Consider the following 21,198-nt stretch of genomic DNA (forward strand, 5'->3'; position numbering starts at 1 on the left):
CTTGGATGATTCTGGCTCTCTTAACGGTTCGGGGGTGATTTTTGTCAGATTCTCAGACTGGTGCTAGCCCTCAAAGCTTGGAAGCTGAATTTCTGCCAATTGAGGCAGCTCAAACGGCTGTGACGATTGTGGCAATTGGGGCGATTGTGGCAGTTCAGGGAGCTGCGGTGACTGCGGCAGCTGGTCCACAAGATCAGCTAACTGCGGTACAGAAGCTTCCTGCGAAGCCTGCGAATCCTGCGCCCGGGCATACTCCTGATCCGCCGCCATATCCTCATTGAGGGTGCGGTAGGAGGAGTCGCGCTGAGCCGTGGAATCCGATACCTCGAAGTGGTCATTTACCTGACCATCGGGAATGCCGTAGGCCTCCTGAATGGCAATATCCGCGGGCATCACACGCGAGACCGGACCGAAGGTCATCGAATTTACGCCAATAACTTCGTTAGTGGTCGGATCATAGGCATTTCCGCCGGAGTCACCATGGTCAACGCCAATACCAACCGTCCAAATGCCGTTTCGAGCCCGAAATACCTGATAGCCACAGGCACGTCCAGTACGCATGCCGTCCTTACAGATAGGTTTGCCAAAATTATCGAAGGAGACCTCGCCACGCGGCAGATCTTCATTGTCTTGAATGCCAGTCATCGCTACAGGCTCCCCGTAGCTCTGACCATTTTCATCGATGGAGTAACTTGCGCCGGTAGTTTCTACGTCCGGATCAAGGTTGATTACTCCATAGTCTGCACCATTAAAGGCCGCCGGCAACGACTCCAGTCCGACATCTTCCTGCGGCACTTCCCAACGGTGAGCACCTGTCGTACCAATGCGCTTATCGCCTTCGGTGGTTGGCACATACACCTCACCGGTAACGATTGGCAGACCCACATCCGGAGCATCATTCACACAGTGCCCTGCGGTCAACATGACCCGATGCTTTTCCCCATTGCGGTCCGTCACCGTCCCAGGAACACCCGCCGAACACATCGGCGAGTTGACATTTCGGTGCCCATCCCACGGGCTTCCCTCCATGGGAGTTCGAATCGGGTCACCCGGGCCAACCACGACAGCATGTGCCGCGACCGGGGCTGCCAAGGACAAAAGTGCTGCGAAAGCCGATACCGCCATTCGACTTCTTGCGTGCTTCATTGAGACGAATCTTTCAAATTTTTAGTTTTCCTTTAGGACCATCCCCCACACTAATCCACCACCCCACCCCCAGAAATAGCGTTTTCTCAGACTCTTGGACTTTTACAAAAGTCGTTATCGAATCGTTTCCACAACCCCACATGTCCCTGCAATAACACCAGGCACCTAGCCAATTGACTACCCCCACTTGGGTAGCCAATTGATGCTAAACATATCTCGAACATTAGTTCTATATGTTCGAAAATGTGAGTCCGGGGTGTTCGATAACTTGTGAGCCATGAACACAGCAGACGAGTTTCCCATTCATCGCCGCCTAGCTCTTCCCCGACTATCCGCTACCTACCGTGCAGAATGTTTCGAAGACCTCGACCTCATCCGCACAATCCTCTGCCACCCCACCATCGGCCGTAGGCATTCGCCCGGCGCGCTAGATCACACCTTCTCGCTTCCCGACGGGCCTGTGGTCACCGTCCGCGCGTCACGGATAGCGCTTCCTCGCGCACTGGTCTCTCAGCTTGCCGACGTGCACGCGGAATACTTCATCCTGAAGGATGAGCCCATGTTCATGTACTCCGTTTCCGTCAAGGTGGAATCCTCATCGGAGGTAGTCCTCCGCGGAATTGGCGGTTCGAATCGGACGCGGGAAGAAAACCGCCGACGTACTCGGGCTGTGGCTGAGGCACTCCATCGTGCGCAGGACTGCAGCAAGATACACGAAAACGGCACTGACCTCGCACTCCCCGGGCGCCGTTATAGCTGGATTGGCACCAGGGACGCGCGGCCACTGCCGTGTCCTAACGAGCTCTTTTCTTCTCGCCCATCAGCGGCTTAGCACTGTTCACAGTGCTGCCACAGTACGGCTACTCGCTGTCGTCGCCTTCTTCGTCGTCCTCGTCGTCATAGTCGCCATCGTCATAGAGGTCATCATCGTCGTCATCGTCATCATCATCCCCGTCCAAGGAGGCAACGTGATCAGAGTAGATATACTCCGCGTACCCGTCATCGACGGGTGCCAGCTGATCTTCCCATTCCTCTGCGCGGTCTACCACGAGCGCAAGGACATCCATCAGCTTGTCAAAGTCCTTGAAGGTGCCCAGCGTCAGAACCTCATTGCGCAAGGTCTGGATGTCAGAGTAGAGGTCAGCGAACATCTTGCGACGGTCATCATCGGTGAGAACCGTTTCGGTGTCCGAGTCCCAAAACTCTGCGATGGCCTGGTCGACAATGTCGTCCAAGTTCGCGTCCTGAGAGATGAAGCGGACGTGTGCGCTGGGCTCGTTGTTGTGGGCAGTTACCAAAACCTGAACCAACGAGGAGGTACCAACTTCGGAGGTGACCAAGGTTGCCTCTTCGGGGTCCTGTTCAAACTCCAGGTCAGCAATGCGGTCATCATCACCATCGAGCAGAGTGCGCAGCAGGCCAACAACCTGGTCAGTAGCTACATGGTGGGCGACTGCCGCGACGGCGTCTTCGACGGAGAATACAGCGGAGACCAGAACAGCTTCGAACTCATCGTCCTCATCATCCACATCGGCAGCGGCTACGTAAACTTCGGCAGCCGGGATGTCCTCATCAATGGTGACGAACTGAACCTCCAGGTCAGAGGTAATGGGAACGAAGAGGGTGTCATCGTTGACACGGCTTTCAATGCCCTCGCGGTCCAGTGCCGCAGCAATCTGCTCGAAAAAGCTCATGGGTGGAATCCTCCCTTGAAAGATAATTGGCCTCTACCCGCAGCCAATCGTAGCGACAAACGCGCAATCATGGGGTGGCTCATGCCCCCGGCAATTGCTGCGAAAGATCGCGCCGGCAGCGTGCGTGCTGCTGCAAAGCCGCCAACGCGGTCGGTTGAGGAGCAGGCCGCCAGCTGTCGATTCTCGAAAACAGAGCGCTCAGTAGCGTGCCCAGAGTTGATGGCGTTCCTCACGAGAACGTTTTGGACAGGAGACACACAGATCGGCATCTGGGCTGTGATAAATCATGCAGCAAGTAGCTCTCTCCAGGTGAGTAACTACATCGAAGTCCGGTTCTTCTCCCGCCTCAGCAGCAGCTTCATCCCAGGGGAGCACCTCGCCTCCGCAGGAATCCATGAAACGAGGAAGAGGAACCCGATGTACTCTCTGTATTCCCTCAACGACATGTTTGCCAATAAGCGCTCCACGCCAGGGCTCCATCAGCTCATTACCGGCGGATATTGCGGCGTTAGCTACGGCATCGGCAGCCACGGCCCAAAGAGGGGCAGGCTTGATTTCCCCGACTTCTCCAACAACCTGAGCCAACGGCTCCAAGAAATGAGCCAGTGCTTCGCCGGAATCCTTCAGCTCATCCACATCCTCAGCGGAGATGCTTTCAAACTGTTGAGCTTGGAACCCAACCCAATAGTCATCTCGAAGAAATGTGAGCCAAGAAGACCACTGCCACACTGGAACTCGATCGGACACCAACACGCATGCCAGCGATGGCCCTACCAATGCTCCGCACATGGACCACCACCACAACTGGGCCTGGAAACGGGTATCCACCTCAACCTCGGGCATGGGAAACAGCTTTCTCCCAGCCTCAATTCCGGCGGCTACAGCTTCGGTAGAAAGGTGCCACTCCGCAGCGCCGTCGTGAGGCGTGACATCTGCGGAAAACCGAGGAAAGTCCGCCAAAAGCTGGGAGTACTCGGGAGGCAATGCGGCACCCCGCGTGACATCGTTCACCAGTCTCATCCTTCTATCGACTGTGTTAATCGCCGTACACCTGTCTATTTTTCCACCGACTACGGAATTTCCCCACAGCTCAGTAGTGTTTATATGGGCATATGGCTCTCAACGGACCCGTTTAGGAGGTCTACTACTTTGTTCCAAAAGACGAAGAAGGATTCAACTCGCACAGTAACTGATGCGGTGAACTCAACCCCCGAAGCGATCGAACGTGATGCCGGAAAACTGGGAACCCTTCTTATCCAAACCCTGGATAAGACCATGAGCTGGCAGTCGTCTGCCATCACCGGGTACGTCAGTTCCCTGCACAAGCGCAAAAAAGATGAAACTCCGGCGCAGGTACAAGAACGTATTGATTCCCACTACCTCAACCTGGTCACCGGCACCGGTGGTGCCGCCGGCGGCAGTGCGGTTCTTCCCGGCGTCGGCATGATTACGGGCTTGGCTGCGGTTACCGGTGAATCGCTGCTGTTCCTGGAAGCATCAGCCTGGTACACACTGGCCTCAGCAACCCTGCGCAATATTGACATCACCGATCCGCAACGCCGTCGCACGCTGATTCTTGCGGCCATGAGTGGTTCTGAGGGGACAGCTATTATGGCCTCTCTGCTTGGCGAGGAATCGCTGCGGAAGCAGACCAAAACTTCCGTAAATTCTCTACTGCCACGGCTTGGCGTTCCGCAGCTGGGTGCAGCAAACCGCCTGCTGATTCGCGAGGCACGCAAGCGCTTGATGAAGAACGCTCGCCTGGCCATCATCGGTAAGATTTTGCCATTTGGAATTGGCGCCGTGGTTGGGGCCTCCGCCAACCGCAAGCTCGGTGGCATTCTTATCAGCTCCACTCGCGCATCTCTGGGCCCGCTTCCCCAGGATTGGTCGGGCTTTGAACGAAAGCTACCGGCTAAATCCAACACCTCTGAGGACTCGAAGAAGGACTCAAAGTCATCGAGGTTCTCTATTCCCTCGGCGCTGAAGTGGCCGAAGAAAAAGAAGAATAAGTAGTTCCTCTTACCCCGATTACCCTTCAGCGACGTTTTTCAATGGAAGAGCGGTACCCACCATGGCCCAGAGCAAACCCCTCAGAACCTCTCCCATGAAGTTCTTGTGGAAACAGTCTCTTCACAGGCCACTACCGCTCTATGGTGTCATTGTTGTAGCGCTAATCGTTGTCGGGTTAGAGTCCGTACTTCCGCTTCTCACTAGAGATGCCATTGATGTGGCAACGGGCTCTTCCGATGGCGGTGTCCCCGCGCGCCTACTGCCTTCCCTAACTCCCCTGCAGGCAGTCATTTCCGTCTTTCTGGCCATCGCGTTAGTACGCTTCGTCGCCCAGGTGGGGCGCAGATTCTTCTCCGGCAAACTCTCCATTGATGTTCAGCACGACCTGCGACTAAAGATCCTTCGCTCCCTACAAAACCTCGATGGTCCAGCACAAGACCGAGTCAACACCGGCCAGGTCGTGTCACGGTCAATTTCCGACCTCCAGGCAGTGTCCGGACTACTGGCGATGTTGCCGTTGACGCTGGGATCCGTCGTCAAGCTGTTCATCACTATCGGCATCATGCTCGCCCTCTCGCTGCCCCTGACACTGGTCGGCCTCGCCGTCGTGCCAGCGATTGTCTACATTGCGGTGAATTCGCGTGACAAACTCCATGCCGCAACCTGGGCTGCCCAACAGCAAGCAGGCGAGATCGCCGGACAAGTCGAGGAAACCGTTTCCGGCATCCGCGTTGTCAAGGCGTTTGCGCAGGGTGACAACGAAGTTGCGAAGATGGAGCGTAACTCGTCGCTGCTCTATTCCCTACGCCTGCGAGCGGCAAAACTCAGCGCTCGATTCCAACCGGCGCTGCAGTCGTTGCCGCAACTGTCCCTCGTCGGAAATATCGCGGTCGGTGGCTGGCTCGCGATTAACGGACACATCACCCTAGGCACGTTCGTAGCTTTTGCCACGTATCTCACCAGCCTGACTGCCCTGTCGCGTCTGGTCTCCAACATGGTCATCTCGATACAGCTGACGTCGGCAAGCATCGACCGCATTTCCGATGTCATCGACGCCCGACCAGACAACCCCGAACCCACCGACGCGCTCCCCCTCCCCAACGGTCCTGTTGGCATCAGCTTCAACCACGTCACCCACAGCCGTGGCGGACGCACGCTTATCGACGATGTCTCATTCTCCGTCGCGCCAGGGGCGACCTTAGCGTTGATTGGCCCACCGGGGTCCGGAAAGACTATCGCCACGGAGTTACTCGGCCGTCACTATCTGCCGGATTCGGGAACTATCACTATCGATGCGCCCAGCCACAGCACATCCACAGATACGGCGCGCATTCTCTCCAGCGACGTATATGACGCTATAACTGTCGTTCCGGACACTCCTTATCTATTTGCGGGCACGTTGCGTGAGAACATCGCATTCGCCAATCCCGCGGCGTCCCAGGAAGAGATTAACGCCGCAGCGACCGCCGCCCAGGTCAACTTCGTCGACGATCTGCCTCAGGGGTGGGACACAGCCATCGGCGAGCGCGGGCATAATCTCTCCGGCGGACAAGCTCAACGCGTCGCGTTAGCACGGGCATTCCTCGCCCGTCCTCGAGTTTTGGTTCTCGACGACGCGACCTCAGCAATCGATGCTGCAACAGAGTTAGAAATCTTCAACGCGCTGACCTCGCAGCTGGCGGAAACGACTATCGTCATCGTGGCGCATCGATCTTCCACTCTCGAGCAGGCGGACCACATCGCCATTTTCGAAGACGGTGCCATCACCGGCATTGGCACCAAGGCCGAACTGATTACTTCTCATCCGCGCTTCACCGAGCTGATGGACATCGACCAGAGCGCCTACCCCGAAATCGAAAACCTTGTTCTCGACCCCATCGACAGCGAAGACCCCAGCCCCGAGGAACTCTGGCCCGACGAATCCGCGCCAACCTCCGACAACTCCACGCCAGACACCGCTGCGCGGCTTCCCGGAGGTGCCACTTCTCAAATGAGCCGCGGGGTTGGCCGAGCCGGAGGAGGTCCAGGCGGTCCAGGTGGACCCGGTGGCCCCGGTGGCCGCGGCGGCGGTCGTGGTGGCATGGGGGCGGCTCTCGCCAATGCGCCTGCGACGCCGGAGCTACTCGAGCGCGTGCGAAACCTCCCACCCGCTACCGAAAAACCGCGTGTGCCCGCTGCGGCACTCGACAACTCCGAGCTTTTTTCTCTGCGCCGGTTGCTGTCCTATGTCCGTGGCCTATTTATAAGTGTCATTGCGCTGCTCGCCCTCATTGCCGTCGCCGATCTGGCGTTCCCCATGCTCGTGCGCTACGCCATTGACCACGGCATCAGTGAGCACAATGAGGCCGTGCTGTGGGCCTGCGCCGCAGGTGGCTTGGCGACGGTCCTCATCAGTTGGCTTGCCGTAGCCACAAATGCTGTTATTACTGCGCGCACTGGTGAGCGGCTGCTCTATGCCCTGCGTGTGCGTTGCTACCGTCACCTGCAGTCGCTTGGCATTAACTACTTCGAGGCCAATCGCTCGGGCGCCATCATGACGAGGATGACAACCGACATCGATGCGCTCTCCTCTTTCCTGCAAACGGGACTGGCAGAAGGGGCAATCGCCGCGTTTACTCTGCTCGGTGTCACAGCGCTGTTGCTTGCCACACAGGTGTCACTCGCCGCAGTGGCGTTGGCATCGCTTCCCATCATTGTGGTGGCCACCCTGGTATTCCGCCGAATCTCCTCGCGCCTATACAAGTTTGCACGCGAGCAGCTCTCCTTGGTCAACGCTGATTTTCAGGAGACCATTGGTGGGCTTCGCGAGATTCAGATGTACCACCGCGTCGCCGATATCGAATCTTCCTTTGCCGAGGAATCCGATAAGTACCGCGCAATTCGTCAGCGAGCGCAGCTGGCCGTGGCTCTATTCTTCCCCGGCATCAACTTCGTCTCTGAGTTGGCAACAGCCGCGGTATTGGCTGTCGGTGCCCAACAGGTTGCTTCGGGAACCACGACGCCCGGCGTACTCGTCGCCTTCACGCTGTACCTAGGAATGCTCTTTGGCCCGATTCAGCAGCTGTCCCATGTTTTCGACGGCTACCAGCAGGCGAAGGTCGGCCTCAATCGCATTGATGACCTCCTACAGACCGCCCCCATGCCAGATCACGGCACTACTGACGGCGCGTCCCGCGCAGCTGCTGGCGACCTGCGCTTAGACAAGGTAACTTTCTCCTACTCCGCCGCCGACTCTGAGCACGAACGCCCGCAGGTTCTCGATGCTCTCGATTTGCAGATTCCTGCCGGAGAAACAGTCGCAATTGTCGGATCCACGGGCGCCGGAAAATCAACAATCATTAAGTTGTTTGCTCGGTTCTACGATCCAGTTGACGGTGTGGTGCGAGCCTCCGAAACTGACATCCGCGACTTCCCTCTTAACGATTGGCGACGCACCCTCGGCTATGTCCCCCAAGAATCACACCTGTTTTCGGGGACAGTAGCAACAAATATTTCCTACGGTCTACCGGACAGCAGTCATGCTGAAATTCAGCAGGCCGCGAAAAACGTCGGTGCCCTCAGCACCATTGCCAGCCTGCCCGGTGGCTTCCACCACCCCGTCGGCCCAGATGGCCGAGGGCTCTCCTCCGGACAGCGTCAGCTCATCGCACTCGCTCGTGCCGAAATGATGCGTCCTGAACTGCTGCTTCTCGACGAAGCCACCGCGACACTCGACCCTGCAACAGAGTCGGCAATCCTTGAAGCCACTGACCGTGCGTCGCGTCAACGCTCGGCAATTATTGTGGCCCACCGCCTGGCTACAGCGGCTCGGGCCAACCGGATTTTGGTACTTGACCACGGGCGTATTGTCGAGGACGGCTCCCATGACGAGCTCCTAGCGGCGGGTGGCCAATACGCAGAGCTTTGGAGCAAGTACCATATGGGGAGCGCGACGGTGTAGTAATTCAGAATTTTCGTTATCCTTGAATGACACTTTGACACTTGCGCTAATTAGAATAAACGTGAGTTAGTAAAACTAAGACGAAAAGAGGCGAGTACCTGCCGTGAGCAGCGACATGAGCTTCGGCCAGAACGAATGGCTGGTCGACGAGATGTACCAGCAATTCCAGAAGGATCCACAATCTGTGGGTCAGGAATGGCGCGAATTCTTCGCAACCCACACCCCGTCCCAAAAGGGCGAGGACCTTTCCAATATGGCAAAGCCAGCAGCAGCCACGAAGGAGGAAGCTAAGGCAACCGGACGTCGTGAATCCAAGGGGGTCGAACCAACTAAGACCCCGAACAAGCCGGCGTCCCCGAAGCCAAAGAAGTCCCCAATGGATGCAGCAGCCAAGGTTTCGGCTGTTGAATCCGGCGAGGAGCCTCTGAAGGGCGTCGCACGGGCTATCGCTAAGAACATGGATGTCTCCCTGGAGATGCCGACCGCTACGTCGGTTCGCGATATGCCGGCACGTCTGATGTTTGAAAACCGCACCCTGGTTAACAATCATCTGGCACGCGCCCGCGGTGGCAAGATTTCCTTCACCCACATCATTGGTTACGCCATGGTGAAGGCTGTCATGCTCCACCCGGACATGAACAACAACTACAAGGTGGTTGACGGCAAGCCAGTTCTGGTTACCCCGGAGCACATTAACCTCGGCCTGGCTATTGATATGCCAGCTAAGGACGGCTCTCGCTCGCTCGTAGTTGCCGCTATCCGCGAGTGTGAGACCCTGACCTTCAAGCAGTTCGTCGACGCCTACGAGGACATCGTCGTTCGTGCTCGCCACGGCAAGCTGACCGGTAAGGACTTCCAGGGTGTCACCATTTCCCTGACCAACCCGGGCGGCATCGGTACCCGCCACTCCGTCCCGCGCCTGACCAAGGGCCAGGGCGCGATTATCGGTGTCGGTTCCATGGATTACCCGGCTGAGTTCGCTGGTGCTTCCGCTGACCGTCTGGCAGAGATGGGCATCGGCAAGCTGGTGACCATCACCTCTACTTACGATCACCGCATTATCCAGGGTGCAGAGTCCGGTGAGTTCCTGCGCACGATGAGCAACCTGCTCGTCGACGACAAGTTCTGGGACCACATCTTCCAGACCATGCGCGTCCCCTACACCCCAATCCGTTGGGCACAGGATCTGCCGAACACGGGTATCGACAAGAACACCCGCGTTATGCGTCTGATTGAGGCCTACCGCTCCCGCGGTCACTTGCTGGCTGATATCGACCCGCTGCGTTCTGACCAGCCGAATGATTCCGCTCCGAACCACGCTGACCTCGATATTGAGGAGCACGGTCTGACCCTGTGGGATCTGGACCGTACCTTCAACGTCGGTGGTTTCGGCGGCAAGGAGACGATGACGCTGCGCGAGGTTCTCTCGCGCCTGCAGAACGCATACTGCCTCAAGGTCGGTTCCGAGTACGCTCACATCCTCGACCGCGAAGAGCGCGAGTGGCTGGAAGAGCGCATTGAGGGCGGCCAGCCAAAGCCGTCCCACGCTGAGCAGAAGTACATCCTGCAGAAGCTGAACGCCGCTGAGGCATTCGAGAACTTCCTGCAGACCAAGTACGTCGGCCAGAAGCGCTTCTCCCTTGAGGGCGCAGAGTCGCTGATTCCGCTGATGGACTCCGCCATTGACACCGCTGCTGGCGCTGGCCTGGATGAGGTCGTCATCGGTATGCCACACCGCGGTCGACTGAATGTGCTCGCAAACATCGTCGGCAAGCCACTGCGCCAGATCTTCACCGAGTTCGAAGGCAACATCGACCCGGCACAGGTCGGCGGTTCTGGTGACGTCAAGTACCACCTGGGTACTACTGGCCGTCACATCCAGATGTTCGGCGAGGGCGAGATTGACGTCACCCTGACTGCGAACCCGTCCCACCTCGAGGCCGTCAACCCGGTCGTTGAGGGTCTTGCTCGTGCACGCCAGGACAAGATCAACAAGGGCGAAGAGGGCTACTCCGTCATGCCGCTGCTGCTGCACGGTGACGCATCCTTCGCCGGCCTGGGCATTGTCCAGGAGACCCTGAACCTCATGTCCCTGCGTGGTTACAAGGTCGGCGGTACCGTCCACATCGTGGTGAACAATCAGATTGGCTTCACCACTTCGCCGGACTCCGGTCGTTCCTCCTACTACGCAACCGACATCGCCAAGGCATACGGCTGCCCGGTCTTCCACGTCAACGGTGACGACCCGGAGGCTGTCGTCTGGGTCGGCCAGCTGGCTGTTGAGTACCGTAACCGCTACGGCAAGGACGTCTTCATCGACCTGGTCTGCTACCGCAAGCGCGGCCACAACGAGGCCGATGACCCGTCCATGACTCAGCCGCTGATGTACAAGATCATCGACGAGAAGGAAAGCGTTCGTGCTCAGTACACCGAGGACCTCATCGGTCGCGGTGACATTTCCGAGGAAGAGTACGAAGCAGTACGCCGAGACTTCCATGACCAGATGGAAGCGGTCTTCAACGAGGTTCGCGCAGCTCAGGACGCAAAGCCGGGCGAGCAGACCGGTATCGCCGGTTCTCAGCCGCTGCCGCACGGTCTCAAGACCGGCATCGACAAGGCTGAAATCGTCGAGATTGGTCAGTCTTACGTCAACCTCCCTGAGGGCTTCAAGATTCACCCGCGTGTTGCGCCGGTCGCTAAGAAGCGCGCGGAGATGACTCAGGAAGGTGGCATCGACTGGGGTATGGCCGAGCTGCTGGCAATCGGCTCCTTCACCGGTGCTGGCATCGACGTCCGCTTCGCAGGTGAGGATGTCCGCCGCGGTACCTTTACCTCTCGCCACGCAGTTCTGATTGACTCCGAGGACGGTTCGGAATACAACCCGATCGACGCCTACGGTAAGTCCAAGAACGGTGGTCGCTTCATGATTTACAACTCGGCTCTGACCGAGTACGCAGGCATGGGCTTCGAGTACGGCTACACCCTGGGTAACCCGGACGCAGCAGTGTTCTGGGAAGCACAGTTCGGTGACTTCGCCAACGGCGCTCAGACCACCATTGACCAGTACGTTTCCTCCGGCGAGGCCAAGTGGGGTCAGACCTCCAAGCTGATCCTGCTGCTGCCGCACGGCTACGAGGGCATGGGCCCGGACCACTCTTCGGCACGTATCGAGCGCTTCCTGCAGCTCGCAGCCGAGGGCTCCTACACCGTTGCTCAGCCGTCCGAGCCGGCTAACTACTTCCACCTGCTGCGTCGCCACGTCCTGTCCGACCTGCACCGTCCGCTGGTTGTGTTCTCGCCGAAGTCAATGCTGCGCAACAAGATGGCAGCGTCTGCTGTCGAGGACTTCACCAACCCGAACAAGTTCCGCTCGGTCATCGATGACCCGAACTTCGAGTCCAAGGACAAGTCCGGCATCAAGACCCTGCTGCTCTGCTCCGGCAAGATCTACTGGGAGCTGGAGAAGAAGCGCAAGAAGGACAAGCGCGACGATCTTGCAATCGCTCGCCTGGAGATGCTGCACCCGCTGCCGCACAACCGCCTCCGCGACATCTTCGAGTCCTACCCGGATCTTGAGGAAGTCCGCTGGGTTCAGGATGAGCCGGCTAACCAGGGTCCATGGCCGTTCCTGGCACTGAACCTCCCAGAGGTTCTGCCGGATATGCCGAAGCTGACCCGCGTTTCCCGCCGTGCACAGTCCTCCACCGCAACTGGTGTGGCTAAGGTACACCAGATTGAGGAGAAGGCTCTGCTGGAAGAGGCTCTCAAGTAGGTCTCATTGACTGGTCTTCACCAGTTAGCGTGTGAACGCTAAGGGGCTCCAACCGTTCGGTTGGAGCCCCTTTCCTGTTGCTTGGGCGATCGTTGCCAGGCATCAAGGGCGAATAGTCAAAAAGCGTGTCCGGTCGGCGTGCCACCGGGTCGGCACCATTTACTACTTAGTCCTCAATGCGAGTTACTGACTACGTTTATGACAAAAATGTCCCGAAAAATGGCATGAAAGTGTCATAAACTCGCACAGTTTCACATTTGCAGCCCGCATTCATGGGTTATTCAACAAACTTGGCGGCAGCCAACAGCAGATACGCGTCAGATACCGCCACAACTAGCCCCCGCCGCCCCGACTACGCCTTGTCCAGCCACTCCTGAGCGACCAACTCAGGGCTGGCGCCACCAGCCACAGCCCGGGTCATCAGCTTCAAGTCCTCAGTGCTCAGCGAACCCGCAATCTCATTGAGCACGCGGACTCGATCATCTCGGTCCAACGCTGGCTTGACGTAGAAAGGCACAAGCCATTGCGGCAAGTCAGCCCCAGCATTGTCAGCTGACACATCCGCGCAGCCCTGTGCCATGCCCGCGTCGGTGGCCATAACTTCACCCGGCAGCGACCGCGAAAATGCGTCGTACACACGGTCGCGCCACTCGCCGCTGAACTGCTTGTCCGGGGTGGAGTCGTCGGCGTATTCCTCCGCCAGTGAAGCCGCCGACGCAGGGTCGCTCAGGCCGAGTAGCTCACCTGTGCATCCGAAGGAGACCAGGACCGCTTCATTGCGTACGGCCCGCAACCGGTCGTCAGCATTGCGAATGCCGACGACCTCCGCTTGCCGCCCTATTCTCTCGAAGCTTTGCGCATACACGTACGCAAGAGCTGCTTGCTCAGGGTTGCGTAGGTCTGCCCCGACAGTCACTACCGCCTCCTGCTCGGGAGGAACGGGCATCTGCGGATCCAAATCAGAACATGCGGCAAGACCGAACCCCGTCGCCCCAGTGACCAATGCCAGGGCGGTAAAAGTGCACGCAGTAGCCGTGGAGCTACCCTTGCACCCCATTGAGCGGATGCGAAAGTGGAACCCGGCGTTCGCACGTCTAAAATCAATCATCGACACCAGCGTAACCTACGAACGGATTGTGAGGTCACCCAGAATGGGCGAAGAGAAAAGCCGCAACATCAGCGCTTCGGCGAAGGCTCGCAATCCGCGAACTAGCTCGGCCAGTCAAAGCCAAAAACCGTCGGCCACAGCAAAACCCGGTAAAACCGCTCGGGCGACGAATGCGGCTAAATCCGCAGCGAAGTCGGCTGTCTCGAAGGTGACGCGCACCAACGGCTCGTCGTCAAGCACAGGAACAGGACAGTCGAGGGCGGTGCGCGATGCCCTGCGCGATTGCGGCGTCTACATCGGTGGCAAGCGTTTGCCCGGCACCTACGACCACTTCTCCGGGCTGTCCGAGGTACGGAATTTTGGCGAGGGCTTCACGTGGCTGTCGTTGTCGCGCCCCAACGCGACACAGATGGACGCCATCGCCGAGCTTTACGGGCTGGATGAGCTGACGGTGGAGGACGCACTGACTAACCGCCAGCGCCCCAAGATTGAGATCCACGATGATCACGTGGTTTTTGTAATTCGCTCGATTCATTACTCCCCGGAAGGTCTCGCGGATGACGAAAATGAGATCATTCGCTCTGGCCAGCTGATGATTGTCATCGGCCCGGAGTACGTCATCACCATTCGCATGGGCATGCCGAGCTCGGATATGCAGCGCATTAGCGCACGCGTGGAGAACACCACCGACGCCATCGACTACGGCCCCGCGGGCGTGCTGTGGGCGCTGACGGACAACCTCGTCGACGCGTACCTGCGCATCGCGATGCAGCTGGAAGATCGCGTGGAGATCATGGAAGACGAAGTCTTCGAGCCGAACTTGGATTCGGATATTGAGGACATTTACATCCTCAAACGAGAGATTCTGGAGATGCGCCACGCGATCGATCCGCTGACACCGGCGCTGCGCTCCCTGATGAATCTGCGGGAAGACATCATGCCTAAGGACGTCAGCCGTTATCTTTCCGATGTTCTCGACCACCAGCTCGCCGCCGCGGACCTCGTCTCCGGACTCGACGAACGACTCTCCGCCCTCATCGACGCCGCCGCCGTGAAAATCCAGCTGCAGCAGAACCAGGATATGCGTACTATCTCGGCGTATGCGGCTATTCTCGCCGTCCCGACCGCCCTGGCTGGCATCTACGGCATGAACTTTGACCACATGCCCGAGCTGCACTGGGAGTACGGCTACTTCATCGTCCTCGCCATCATGTTCGCCATCGTGGCGTTTTTGGTGTGGGTCCTGCGCCGCAACAAGTGGCTATAGGCTCTGCTTCTGGCAGGCATCGCTTTACGACGGATACAGCAACCTACCCGCGGTTCCCACCGAGCGCCCGCTGCGCCAACAGGTCACGGGCCCGCTCGGCATTGCGGGGATTGCACAGGACGTCGTAGCGACGGGCAACAATCTCCGTAGTGCTCGAGAAATCCCGCTTGCCGTTTTGCATTGCGTACGGAACTGCGGCCAGCACGATGCCGAAGATGGCGCCCATACCGAGGCCAACAATCAGCGGGCTCACCCAATCTTCCTGGAAAAGCCCCAGAATCAGGCCGAAGAACAGGCCCATCCACAGGCCGTACAGTGCGCCGCCGCCGAGCACCTTCGGCCAGGTCAGCCTGCCGACTACGCGCTCCACCTGCATCAGGTCAACACCGACGATGGTGAGGTCGGAAACCGGGAACTCATCGCGATCACTGAGCGAATCCACCGCCGCCTGCGCGTCGGAGTAGTTGGTGAAACTGCCCACCGGCCACCCCTCGGGCACCTGGCGCTGAGGCAACCGGGACTTCATGCTCTGTTCCCGGCCGCTCCCCCAACCGCTGCCCGCTTCCCCATTTGCCATCGGTACTCTCACCGTTCCCTTGCAGTTGTTGTCACAGTAAATGGTGACTCAGTTGCTGAAAATATTGCTAAAACTATCGCTATAAAGCGTTCTATCAAGGACAACGTCTGACGGTTGGCAATTGTTCCGCCGTCTGGTCCACCGCCCATTCCACCGCCACCGCGCTTGCCGGAGGGGTTGGTCGCTGTGACCGTCGTAAAGCGGCAAACTACTGATTTTGTCAGTAGTTCTTTGTCTTGCGGGGTCTCACGATAAGATTCACTACATAATGTCTACGATTACTGAAGCTGAAGTTCGCACCGCCCTGGCGCAGGTCGAAGATCCTGAGGTACGTCGCCCGATTACCGAGGTTGGCATGGTCAAGTCCATCTCGGTGGCGGACAACAATGACGTGGCCGTGGAGATTTACCTCACCATCGCCGGTTGCCCCATGAAAAACACCATCATCGAGCGCACCGAAGAGGCGCTGAACGGTATCGAGGGCGTTGGCAACGTCACCGTCACCACCGATGTGATGAATGACGAGCAGCGCCGCGAGTTCCGCAACGCCGTCCGCGGCACCGCCTCCGAGCCGGTGATCCCATTCGCCCAGCCGGACTCCCGCACCCGCGTGTTCGCCGTCGCCTCCGGTAAGGGTGGCGTTGGTAAGTCCTCCGTGACCGTGAACCTCGCCGCCGCGCTGGCCGCGAAGGGTCTGTCTGTCGGTGTCCTCGATGCCGACGTCTACGGACACTCCATTCCGCACATGATGGGCTCCGAGGAAAAGCCGCACCAGGTCGACGACATGATCATGCCTCCGCAGGCGCACGGCGTGTCACTGATCTCTATCGGACACTTCGTCGACGACAACGCACCGGTTGTCTGGCGTGGGCCAATGCTGCACCGCGCTATCCAGCAGTTCCTCGCGGACGTGTTCTGGGGCGACCTGGACGTCCTGCTATTCGACCTGCCCCCGGGAACCGGCGACATCGCCATCTCCGTGGCGCAGCTCGTGCCGAACGCTGAGCTGCTGATTGTTACTACCCCGCAGATGGCCGCCGCCGAGGTCGCAGAGCGCGCCGGCACCATTTCGCTGCAGACCCGCCAGCGCATCGCCGGTGTCATCGAGAACATGAGCTGGATGGAAATGCCCGACGGCTCCAAGATGGAGGTCTTCGGCACAGGCGGCGGCGAGACCGTTGCCCGTCGTCTTACCCAGATCACCGGCGGAAAGGTCGAGCTGCTCGGCCAGGTACCGCTGGACACCGAGCTCCGCGAAGGCGGCGACAAGGGCACTCCGATTGTCCTGTCCAAGCCGGATTCGGGCGCGGGCGAGGCCCTGAACGCTATCGCTGACAAGCTGGTTGTTCGTCGCGAGTCGCTCGCAGGCAAGTCGCTCGGCTTGGGCGTGACTCCGAAGTAGGCCTTCGCTTTACGACGATCACAGCGACGCCCCCTCCCCGGTATTTTCGGTGCCGGGAAGGGGGCGTCTGCTTTTGCGGCTGCGGTGTCTGGGGCGTATGTGTTGTGGGTGTTTTCGGCGGTGCATCCATCAAAGTGGCTGCGTGCACTTACTGACTAGGTTTATGACAGTTTCGTGACAAAATTTGTGCTCAAAGTGTCATAAACCTAGTCAGTAACTTGCGGTCGGGAACGGTTTGCAACCTCTATAGGTTGTCGTCGTCAACCCAGGCCTGCACCCCACGGGGCTGCTGAGGTTGTTGCGGCTGCTGTGGTGTTTGTTGCGCTTGCTGTTGGCGGGCCTGGGCAACTGGATCCTGCCACGTTCCCGGCTGCTGGGCTGGCTGCTGAGCCGACTGCGGGAGCGGCTGCTGCGACGGAGCCGGCTGCACTGGCTGGTTCGTATTGGACTGCTGGTACTGCTGACCCGCAGGCCCGGCCGCTCCTGCCGCTCCTGCAGCTCCGGCTGCACCAGTTCCGCCACCACCCGCTGCGGGCTTACCGGAGAGCATGTCCAGGTAGGTGTCATCGCCGTCGAAAAGCGTCCTGGTGATGGCGGTCTTCGGGTTGAGACGACGGAGATCGTTGAGCTCCTGCAGCGGCTTGCGAAGATCGTCGAAGTCTTCACCGAACTCGTCCGAGAGGTTATCGCGTGCGTCATTGATTGCGGTGCGCGCAGCCAGAAGCAATGCGCGGACGTCCTCAATTACCTTCGGCAACCGCTCAGGTCCGATGAGAATTAGTCCGAGGATAAAGAGGACAAGAATCTCGCCCCAGCCAACATTAGAAAACACGTTATACCACCTTAGTTACAGTGCACCTCGCATGCAGCATTGCGCGGCCAAATCCACCAAATCTGCCAAATCCGCAGAAACCAGCCGAAACCGGTCGAAACCAGCGCCCCCCCTACTCCGGCGTGATCTTCGCCTCCAGCTCGGCTCCGTGGCGAACGATCTTCAATACCGCCTCATTACCAGCGCCAACAGTCCACAGCGCCACCGTGAGCTCATCTGCGGACGATACCGCGCGGTCTCCCACAGCCGTAATCACATCGCCTTCCTGCAGGCCTTCCCGGTCGGCAACGCCTCCCGGCAGGATGCTGGCAATCTCGGCACCAGTCAGTGCGCCATTGGAAACCGTGCGCGCTGTCACGCCAATCCCCGGATGAACCGGCTGCTCACCGGCGATGAGCTGCTCCGCGATGGCAACGGCTGAATTGATTGGAATCGCAAAGCCCAACCCCTGTGAGCCACCCGAACTACTGAAAATCACCGTATTAATACCGATAATGGCACCGCGGATATCCACCAGTGGACCACCCGAGTTACCCGGGTTGATGGAGGCATCGGTCTGAATCGCATCGGCGTAACCGTCCGTGTCGGTCCCCTCAGCAGCCAGGCGCACCGGGCGATTGAGCGCCGAGACAATGCCCGAGGTCACCGTGCCGCCAAGCCCCTGCGGCGAGCCCATCGCAATCACTGTGTCACCGACCGCAACCGCATTGGAATCACCAAGCTGCGCCACGGTCAGCCCCGCAACGTCTTCAACCTTAATTACGGCAAGGTCGGTCTTCGGGTCGCGGCCAATGATCTTGGCCGGCACCTCTTTCAGCTTGCCACCGTCCCAAAACGTTACCGAGACCTGCATATCCTGCCGGTCCGCCACCGCCGAAACGACATGGTTATTCGTCAAAATATGACCGTCACCATCAATGACAAACCCCGAGCCCACGCCCGAAACCTCACCGGCACTGACCGCAATCGACACCACCGCGGGACGAAGAGTCTCCGCCACCTTGCCGATTTCGGTCAAATCGCCGTTGCCCGGCCGCCCCTCGATCTGCTGCAGCTCCACACGCTGGTAGTCCGAGCGGAAAGTCTTGCCAGCCCAACCGCCAACAAAGCCACCAACACCGCCAATGAGCAGCACCACGGCCGACGACGCCGCAATCACACGCCACGGCACCTCGCGGCCAAAAATCACTTCCCGCGCGCTGACGCGGGGAGCCGTCTTCGGGCGAGGCTTCTTTTTCGCTTCGGGTTTGCGGGCTGGACGCCCCGTCGTCATGCGTGACGACGAATCCTGCCACGGCGAATACTCTTGGGCGGTGGCACTGGGGTCGTCGTCAAGCTTCTGCCCTGGAGCACGCTGTAACCCGCCAGTTGCGGCGGCACGATCGGAGTCCGGGGCAAACGCGGAATCATCGAAAGAGCGATGTTTGCCCACTAGTGACTACCACCTTTACGAAAACCGCGAACAATCTGCTCCAACGCGGCACTCAGCGACTCCGGCGGACGGTGCGCAAGATGCCGCGCCGACCGATGGGGCTCTGAGTCCTCGCAACTGCCTGCGAAATCAGCAATACGAGCGCGCAGCTCAGCTGGAATGTGCAAGGGCGCGCTATCACGCAGACGCTTGGCCGCCTGCCGCTGCTTCGCGACCTCCCGGCGACATTCCGGGCATGCCATCAGGTGCGCCTGCGCACGACGCTCAGCTACGACCGACAACTCGCCGTCAACAAAAGCGGCAATTGCCTCGGTGCCGAGATGCTCCGTTGACAAAAAACGCTTGTCATCGCCCTGCTGAATCACAGACTGCAGCACCTCCAGAAATCGCACCTATTTAACTAGCCCCACAATAGCCGCTCCCGCGGATTGAGTGCGGGAAATCTAGCCTGCGGTGACCGACTCCGGCAGCTCCTGTCGTTCCTTCTCCAGGCGCTCCAACGTCGCCCGCAAGCTGGAACGTGCCCGGTGAATACGCGAACGCACAGTGCCCATCTTGAGCCCAAGGGTGCTGGCAATTTCCTCGTAGGTCAGCCCCACCACATCACAGAGGACAACCACCGCGCGATAGTCCGGCTGCAGCTCAGCCAGCGCGATTTCCAAATCCGGGTCGAGCATCGCGTCATCGACGGCCTGCTCCGGGGTCTTCAGCGTACCCGGGACACGGTCGTAGTTCTCCGGCAACGCCTCCATCCGGATGACCTGCCGATGCCGGACCATATCCAAAAACAGGTTAGTGGTAATCCGATGCAGCCAGCCTTCAAAAGTGCCGGGACGGTATGACTTCAGCGAGCGGAACACACGCATGAATGTCTCCTGCGTCAGGTCTTCCGCGTCCTGCTGGTTACCAGTCAACCGATAAGCGAGCCCATAAACACTATCCGCGTGGGCCTGAACCAGCTCCGACCACGACGGCATCTCCCCCACACCTGCGTCAAAAGCCGCGGTGCCGGACAGTTGCTCAGTTACGTCAGCGGACGCGGCGTCCTCGCGGCTGGCGCCTCCGCTGACTCGTTCGGACTTGACTCGTTCGGGCATGAAGTTCAGTGTTCCTTACCAACCTTAGGTTTGTAGTGACCTTACCCTGAAAATAGTTTGAGAGTCCAGACAAGTTTGAGGCTTGTTTACCCACCTAGTCCGGCACTGACCGGCGCGCCCCGCTACCCTGCCCGAAGTTTTTTCCTACGCTATAGAACGTGTCCGAAACGAGTTCTTCTGCTACCCCGCTATCCGCACGTGACGCTATTGCACAGCACGTCAACAACACGACCGTAGTCTCCGAGGCCCTTGAAAGCGCCCGAGAGAGCGCTCGCGAATACGGAGTTGCCGTCCCCGATACGATGACCGGCGCCGCTTTGACCTCGCTCATGGCCCTGACCAGCGCCCGCCGCGACGGTCACCCCGCCGCTGTCATCGCATCGCCTGCGGCAGGCGTAGTCGGTTTGCACCTGGCCGCCGGCCTCGGCGATGACGGCGTTCTCACCTGCATCGACCCGGAGCTCGAGCACCAGTCTCTGGCGAAGTCCGCTTTCCGAGCCGCAGGCATCCGCCCCAACCGACAGCGCTTCCTGCCCTCGCAGCCACTGGAGGTCATGGATCGACTGGCCGCCGACTCCTACGACTTGGTCTACTTGGACGTCGCCCCGGCAATCCTCCGCGCCGCCCAGGAAAAGGCCTGGCCGCTGCTTCGCTCCGGTGGCGCGCTCGTCCTGACCGGCGCGCTCCTCGACGGCACTGTCGCTGACTCGTCACGCACTGACCGTGACACCGTCGCTGCCCGCGAAGCCGACGAATACATGCTCCAGCTTGACGACGCTTACGTGATGCGCCTGCCTCTAGCAGCTGGCACCACTGTGCTGGTGAAGAAGTAGTTTTCTACTGTTGGCCGGCCGGCTAGCGGCAGCGGTGGGTCACTGCGACTTACTGACTGCGTTTATGACAAAAATGGCCCGAAAA

16 protein-coding genes are annotated in these 21,198 nt (G+C 59.2%); 7 read left to right on the forward strand and 9 right to left on the reverse strand.

Annotated features, from left to right (window positions below; all coding sequences use genetic code 11):
• Window positions 1–63: 63 nt before the first annotated feature.
• Complete coding sequence (locus tag HMPREF3053_RS05015; protein WP_049194128.1) at window positions 64–1,125, reverse strand: chymotrypsin family serine protease; 1,062 nt, start codon at window positions 1,123–1,125, stop codon at window positions 64–66.
• 298 nt (window positions 1,126–1,423) lie between these two features.
• Between HMPREF3053_RS05015 and HMPREF3053_RS05020 the strand changes: the two genes are divergently transcribed.
• A complete protein-coding gene (locus HMPREF3053_RS05020) occupies window positions 1,424–1,978 on the forward strand; it encodes a hypothetical protein (protein WP_049194129.1) in 555 nt (184 codons plus the stop codon).
• Window positions 1,979–2,006: 28 nt separating this feature from the next.
• On the opposite strand, the gene HMPREF3053_RS05025 is transcribed toward HMPREF3053_RS05020, so the two are convergent.
• Both HMPREF3053_RS05025 and HMPREF3053_RS05030 read right to left on the reverse strand, forming a co-directional pair.
• Window positions 2,007–2,840 (reverse strand): hypothetical protein, encoded by an 834-nt coding sequence (locus tag HMPREF3053_RS05025; RefSeq protein WP_048732832.1) that lies wholly within the window; start codon window positions 2,838–2,840, stop codon window positions 2,007–2,009.
• Window positions 2,841–3,038: 198 nt separating this feature from the next.
• Window positions 3,039–3,851, reverse strand: coding sequence for a (2Fe-2S)-binding protein (locus HMPREF3053_RS05030; RefSeq protein ID WP_070652963.1), 813 nt, complete (start codon window positions 3,849–3,851; stop codon window positions 3,039–3,041).
• Window positions 3,852–4,037: 186 nt separating this feature from the next.
• Here HMPREF3053_RS05030 and HMPREF3053_RS05035 point away from each other — a divergent pair, with 186 nt between their 5' ends.
• From HMPREF3053_RS05035 to HMPREF3053_RS05045, 3 genes are all read left to right on the forward strand, one after another.
• Window positions 4,038–4,856 (forward strand): hypothetical protein, encoded by an 819-nt coding sequence (locus HMPREF3053_RS05035; protein ID WP_240593319.1) that lies wholly within the window; start codon window positions 4,038–4,040, stop codon window positions 4,854–4,856.
• Between the two features lie 91 nt (window positions 4,857–4,947).
• Window positions 4,948–8,793 (forward strand): ABC transporter ATP-binding protein, encoded by a 3,846-nt coding sequence (locus HMPREF3053_RS05040; protein ID WP_246819376.1) that lies wholly within the window; start codon window positions 4,948–4,950, stop codon window positions 8,791–8,793.
• A 103-nt stretch (window positions 8,794–8,896) separates the two neighbouring features.
• Window positions 8,897–12,565 carry a multifunctional oxoglutarate decarboxylase/oxoglutarate dehydrogenase thiamine pyrophosphate-binding subunit/dihydrolipoyllysine-residue succinyltransferase subunit gene (locus HMPREF3053_RS05045; RefSeq protein ID WP_048732838.1) on the forward strand — a complete coding sequence of 1,223 codons (3,669 nt, stop codon included), beginning with the start codon at window positions 8,897–8,899 and terminating at the stop codon, window positions 12,563–12,565.
• Between the two features lie 352 nt (window positions 12,566–12,917).
• On the opposite strand, the gene HMPREF3053_RS05050 is transcribed toward HMPREF3053_RS05045, so the two are convergent.
• Entirely contained in the window at window positions 12,918–13,673 is a 756-nt protein-coding gene (locus HMPREF3053_RS05050) for a type 2 periplasmic-binding domain-containing protein (protein WP_016422416.1), read from the reverse strand.
• A gap of 43 nt (window positions 13,674–13,716) precedes the next feature.
• On the opposite strand from HMPREF3053_RS05050, the gene HMPREF3053_RS05055 reads away from it, so the two are divergent.
• Window positions 13,717–14,940, forward strand: coding sequence for a magnesium and cobalt transport protein CorA (locus HMPREF3053_RS05055; RefSeq protein WP_016422415.1), 1,224 nt, complete (start codon window positions 13,717–13,719; stop codon window positions 14,938–14,940).
• 43 nt (window positions 14,941–14,983) lie between these two features.
• Here HMPREF3053_RS05055 and HMPREF3053_RS05060 read toward each other — a convergent pair whose 3' ends face one another.
• Window positions 14,984–15,466, reverse strand: coding sequence for a YflT domain-containing protein (locus HMPREF3053_RS05060; protein WP_042388577.1), 483 nt, complete (start codon window positions 15,464–15,466; stop codon window positions 14,984–14,986).
• Window positions 15,467–15,785: 319 nt separating this feature from the next.
• Here HMPREF3053_RS05060 and HMPREF3053_RS05065 point away from each other — a divergent pair, with 319 nt between their 5' ends.
• Window positions 15,786–16,919, forward strand: a complete 1,134-nt coding sequence (locus tag HMPREF3053_RS05065) for an Mrp/NBP35 family ATP-binding protein (protein WP_070767377.1) — start codon at window positions 15,786–15,788, stop codon at window positions 16,917–16,919.
• A 244-nt stretch (window positions 16,920–17,163) separates the two neighbouring features.
• On the opposite strand, the gene tatB is transcribed toward HMPREF3053_RS05065, so the two are convergent.
• The 4 genes from tatB to sigE all read right to left on the reverse strand — a co-directional run bounded on the left by tatB (window position 17,164) and on the right by sigE (window position 20,280).
• Complete coding sequence (gene tatB / locus HMPREF3053_RS05070) at window positions 17,164–17,751, reverse strand: Sec-independent protein translocase protein TatB (RefSeq protein WP_070652892.1); 588 nt, start codon at window positions 17,749–17,751, stop codon at window positions 17,164–17,166.
• A 112-nt stretch (window positions 17,752–17,863) separates the two neighbouring features.
• Window positions 17,864–19,183 (reverse strand): S1C family serine protease, encoded by a 1,320-nt coding sequence (locus HMPREF3053_RS05075; RefSeq protein WP_070767378.1) that lies wholly within the window; start codon window positions 19,181–19,183, stop codon window positions 17,864–17,866.
• A complete protein-coding gene (locus HMPREF3053_RS05080; protein ID WP_016422410.1) occupies window positions 19,183–19,548 on the reverse strand; it encodes an anti-sigma factor family protein in 366 nt (121 codons plus the stop codon). Before HMPREF3053_RS05080 ends, HMPREF3053_RS05075 begins: the two co-directional genes overlap by 1 nt.
• Before the next feature lie 78 nt (window positions 19,549–19,626).
• Entirely contained in the window at window positions 19,627–20,280 is a 654-nt protein-coding gene (gene sigE / locus HMPREF3053_RS05085) for an RNA polymerase sigma factor SigE (protein WP_049171940.1), read from the reverse strand.
• A 158-nt stretch (window positions 20,281–20,438) separates the two neighbouring features.
• On the opposite strand from sigE, the gene HMPREF3053_RS05090 reads away from it, so the two are divergent.
• Window positions 20,439–21,113 carry an O-methyltransferase gene (locus HMPREF3053_RS05090; RefSeq protein ID WP_049193703.1) on the forward strand — a complete coding sequence of 225 codons (675 nt, stop codon included), beginning with the start codon at window positions 20,439–20,441 and terminating at the stop codon, window positions 21,111–21,113.
• Window positions 21,114–21,198 lie beyond the last annotated feature (85 nt).

Origin of the sequence: Corynebacterium sp. HMSC064E07 (genome assembly GCF_001815745.1) — a bacterium.
GTDB classification, from domain to species: Bacteria; Actinomycetota; Actinomycetes; order Mycobacteriales; family Mycobacteriaceae; genus Corynebacterium; species Corynebacterium jeikeium_D.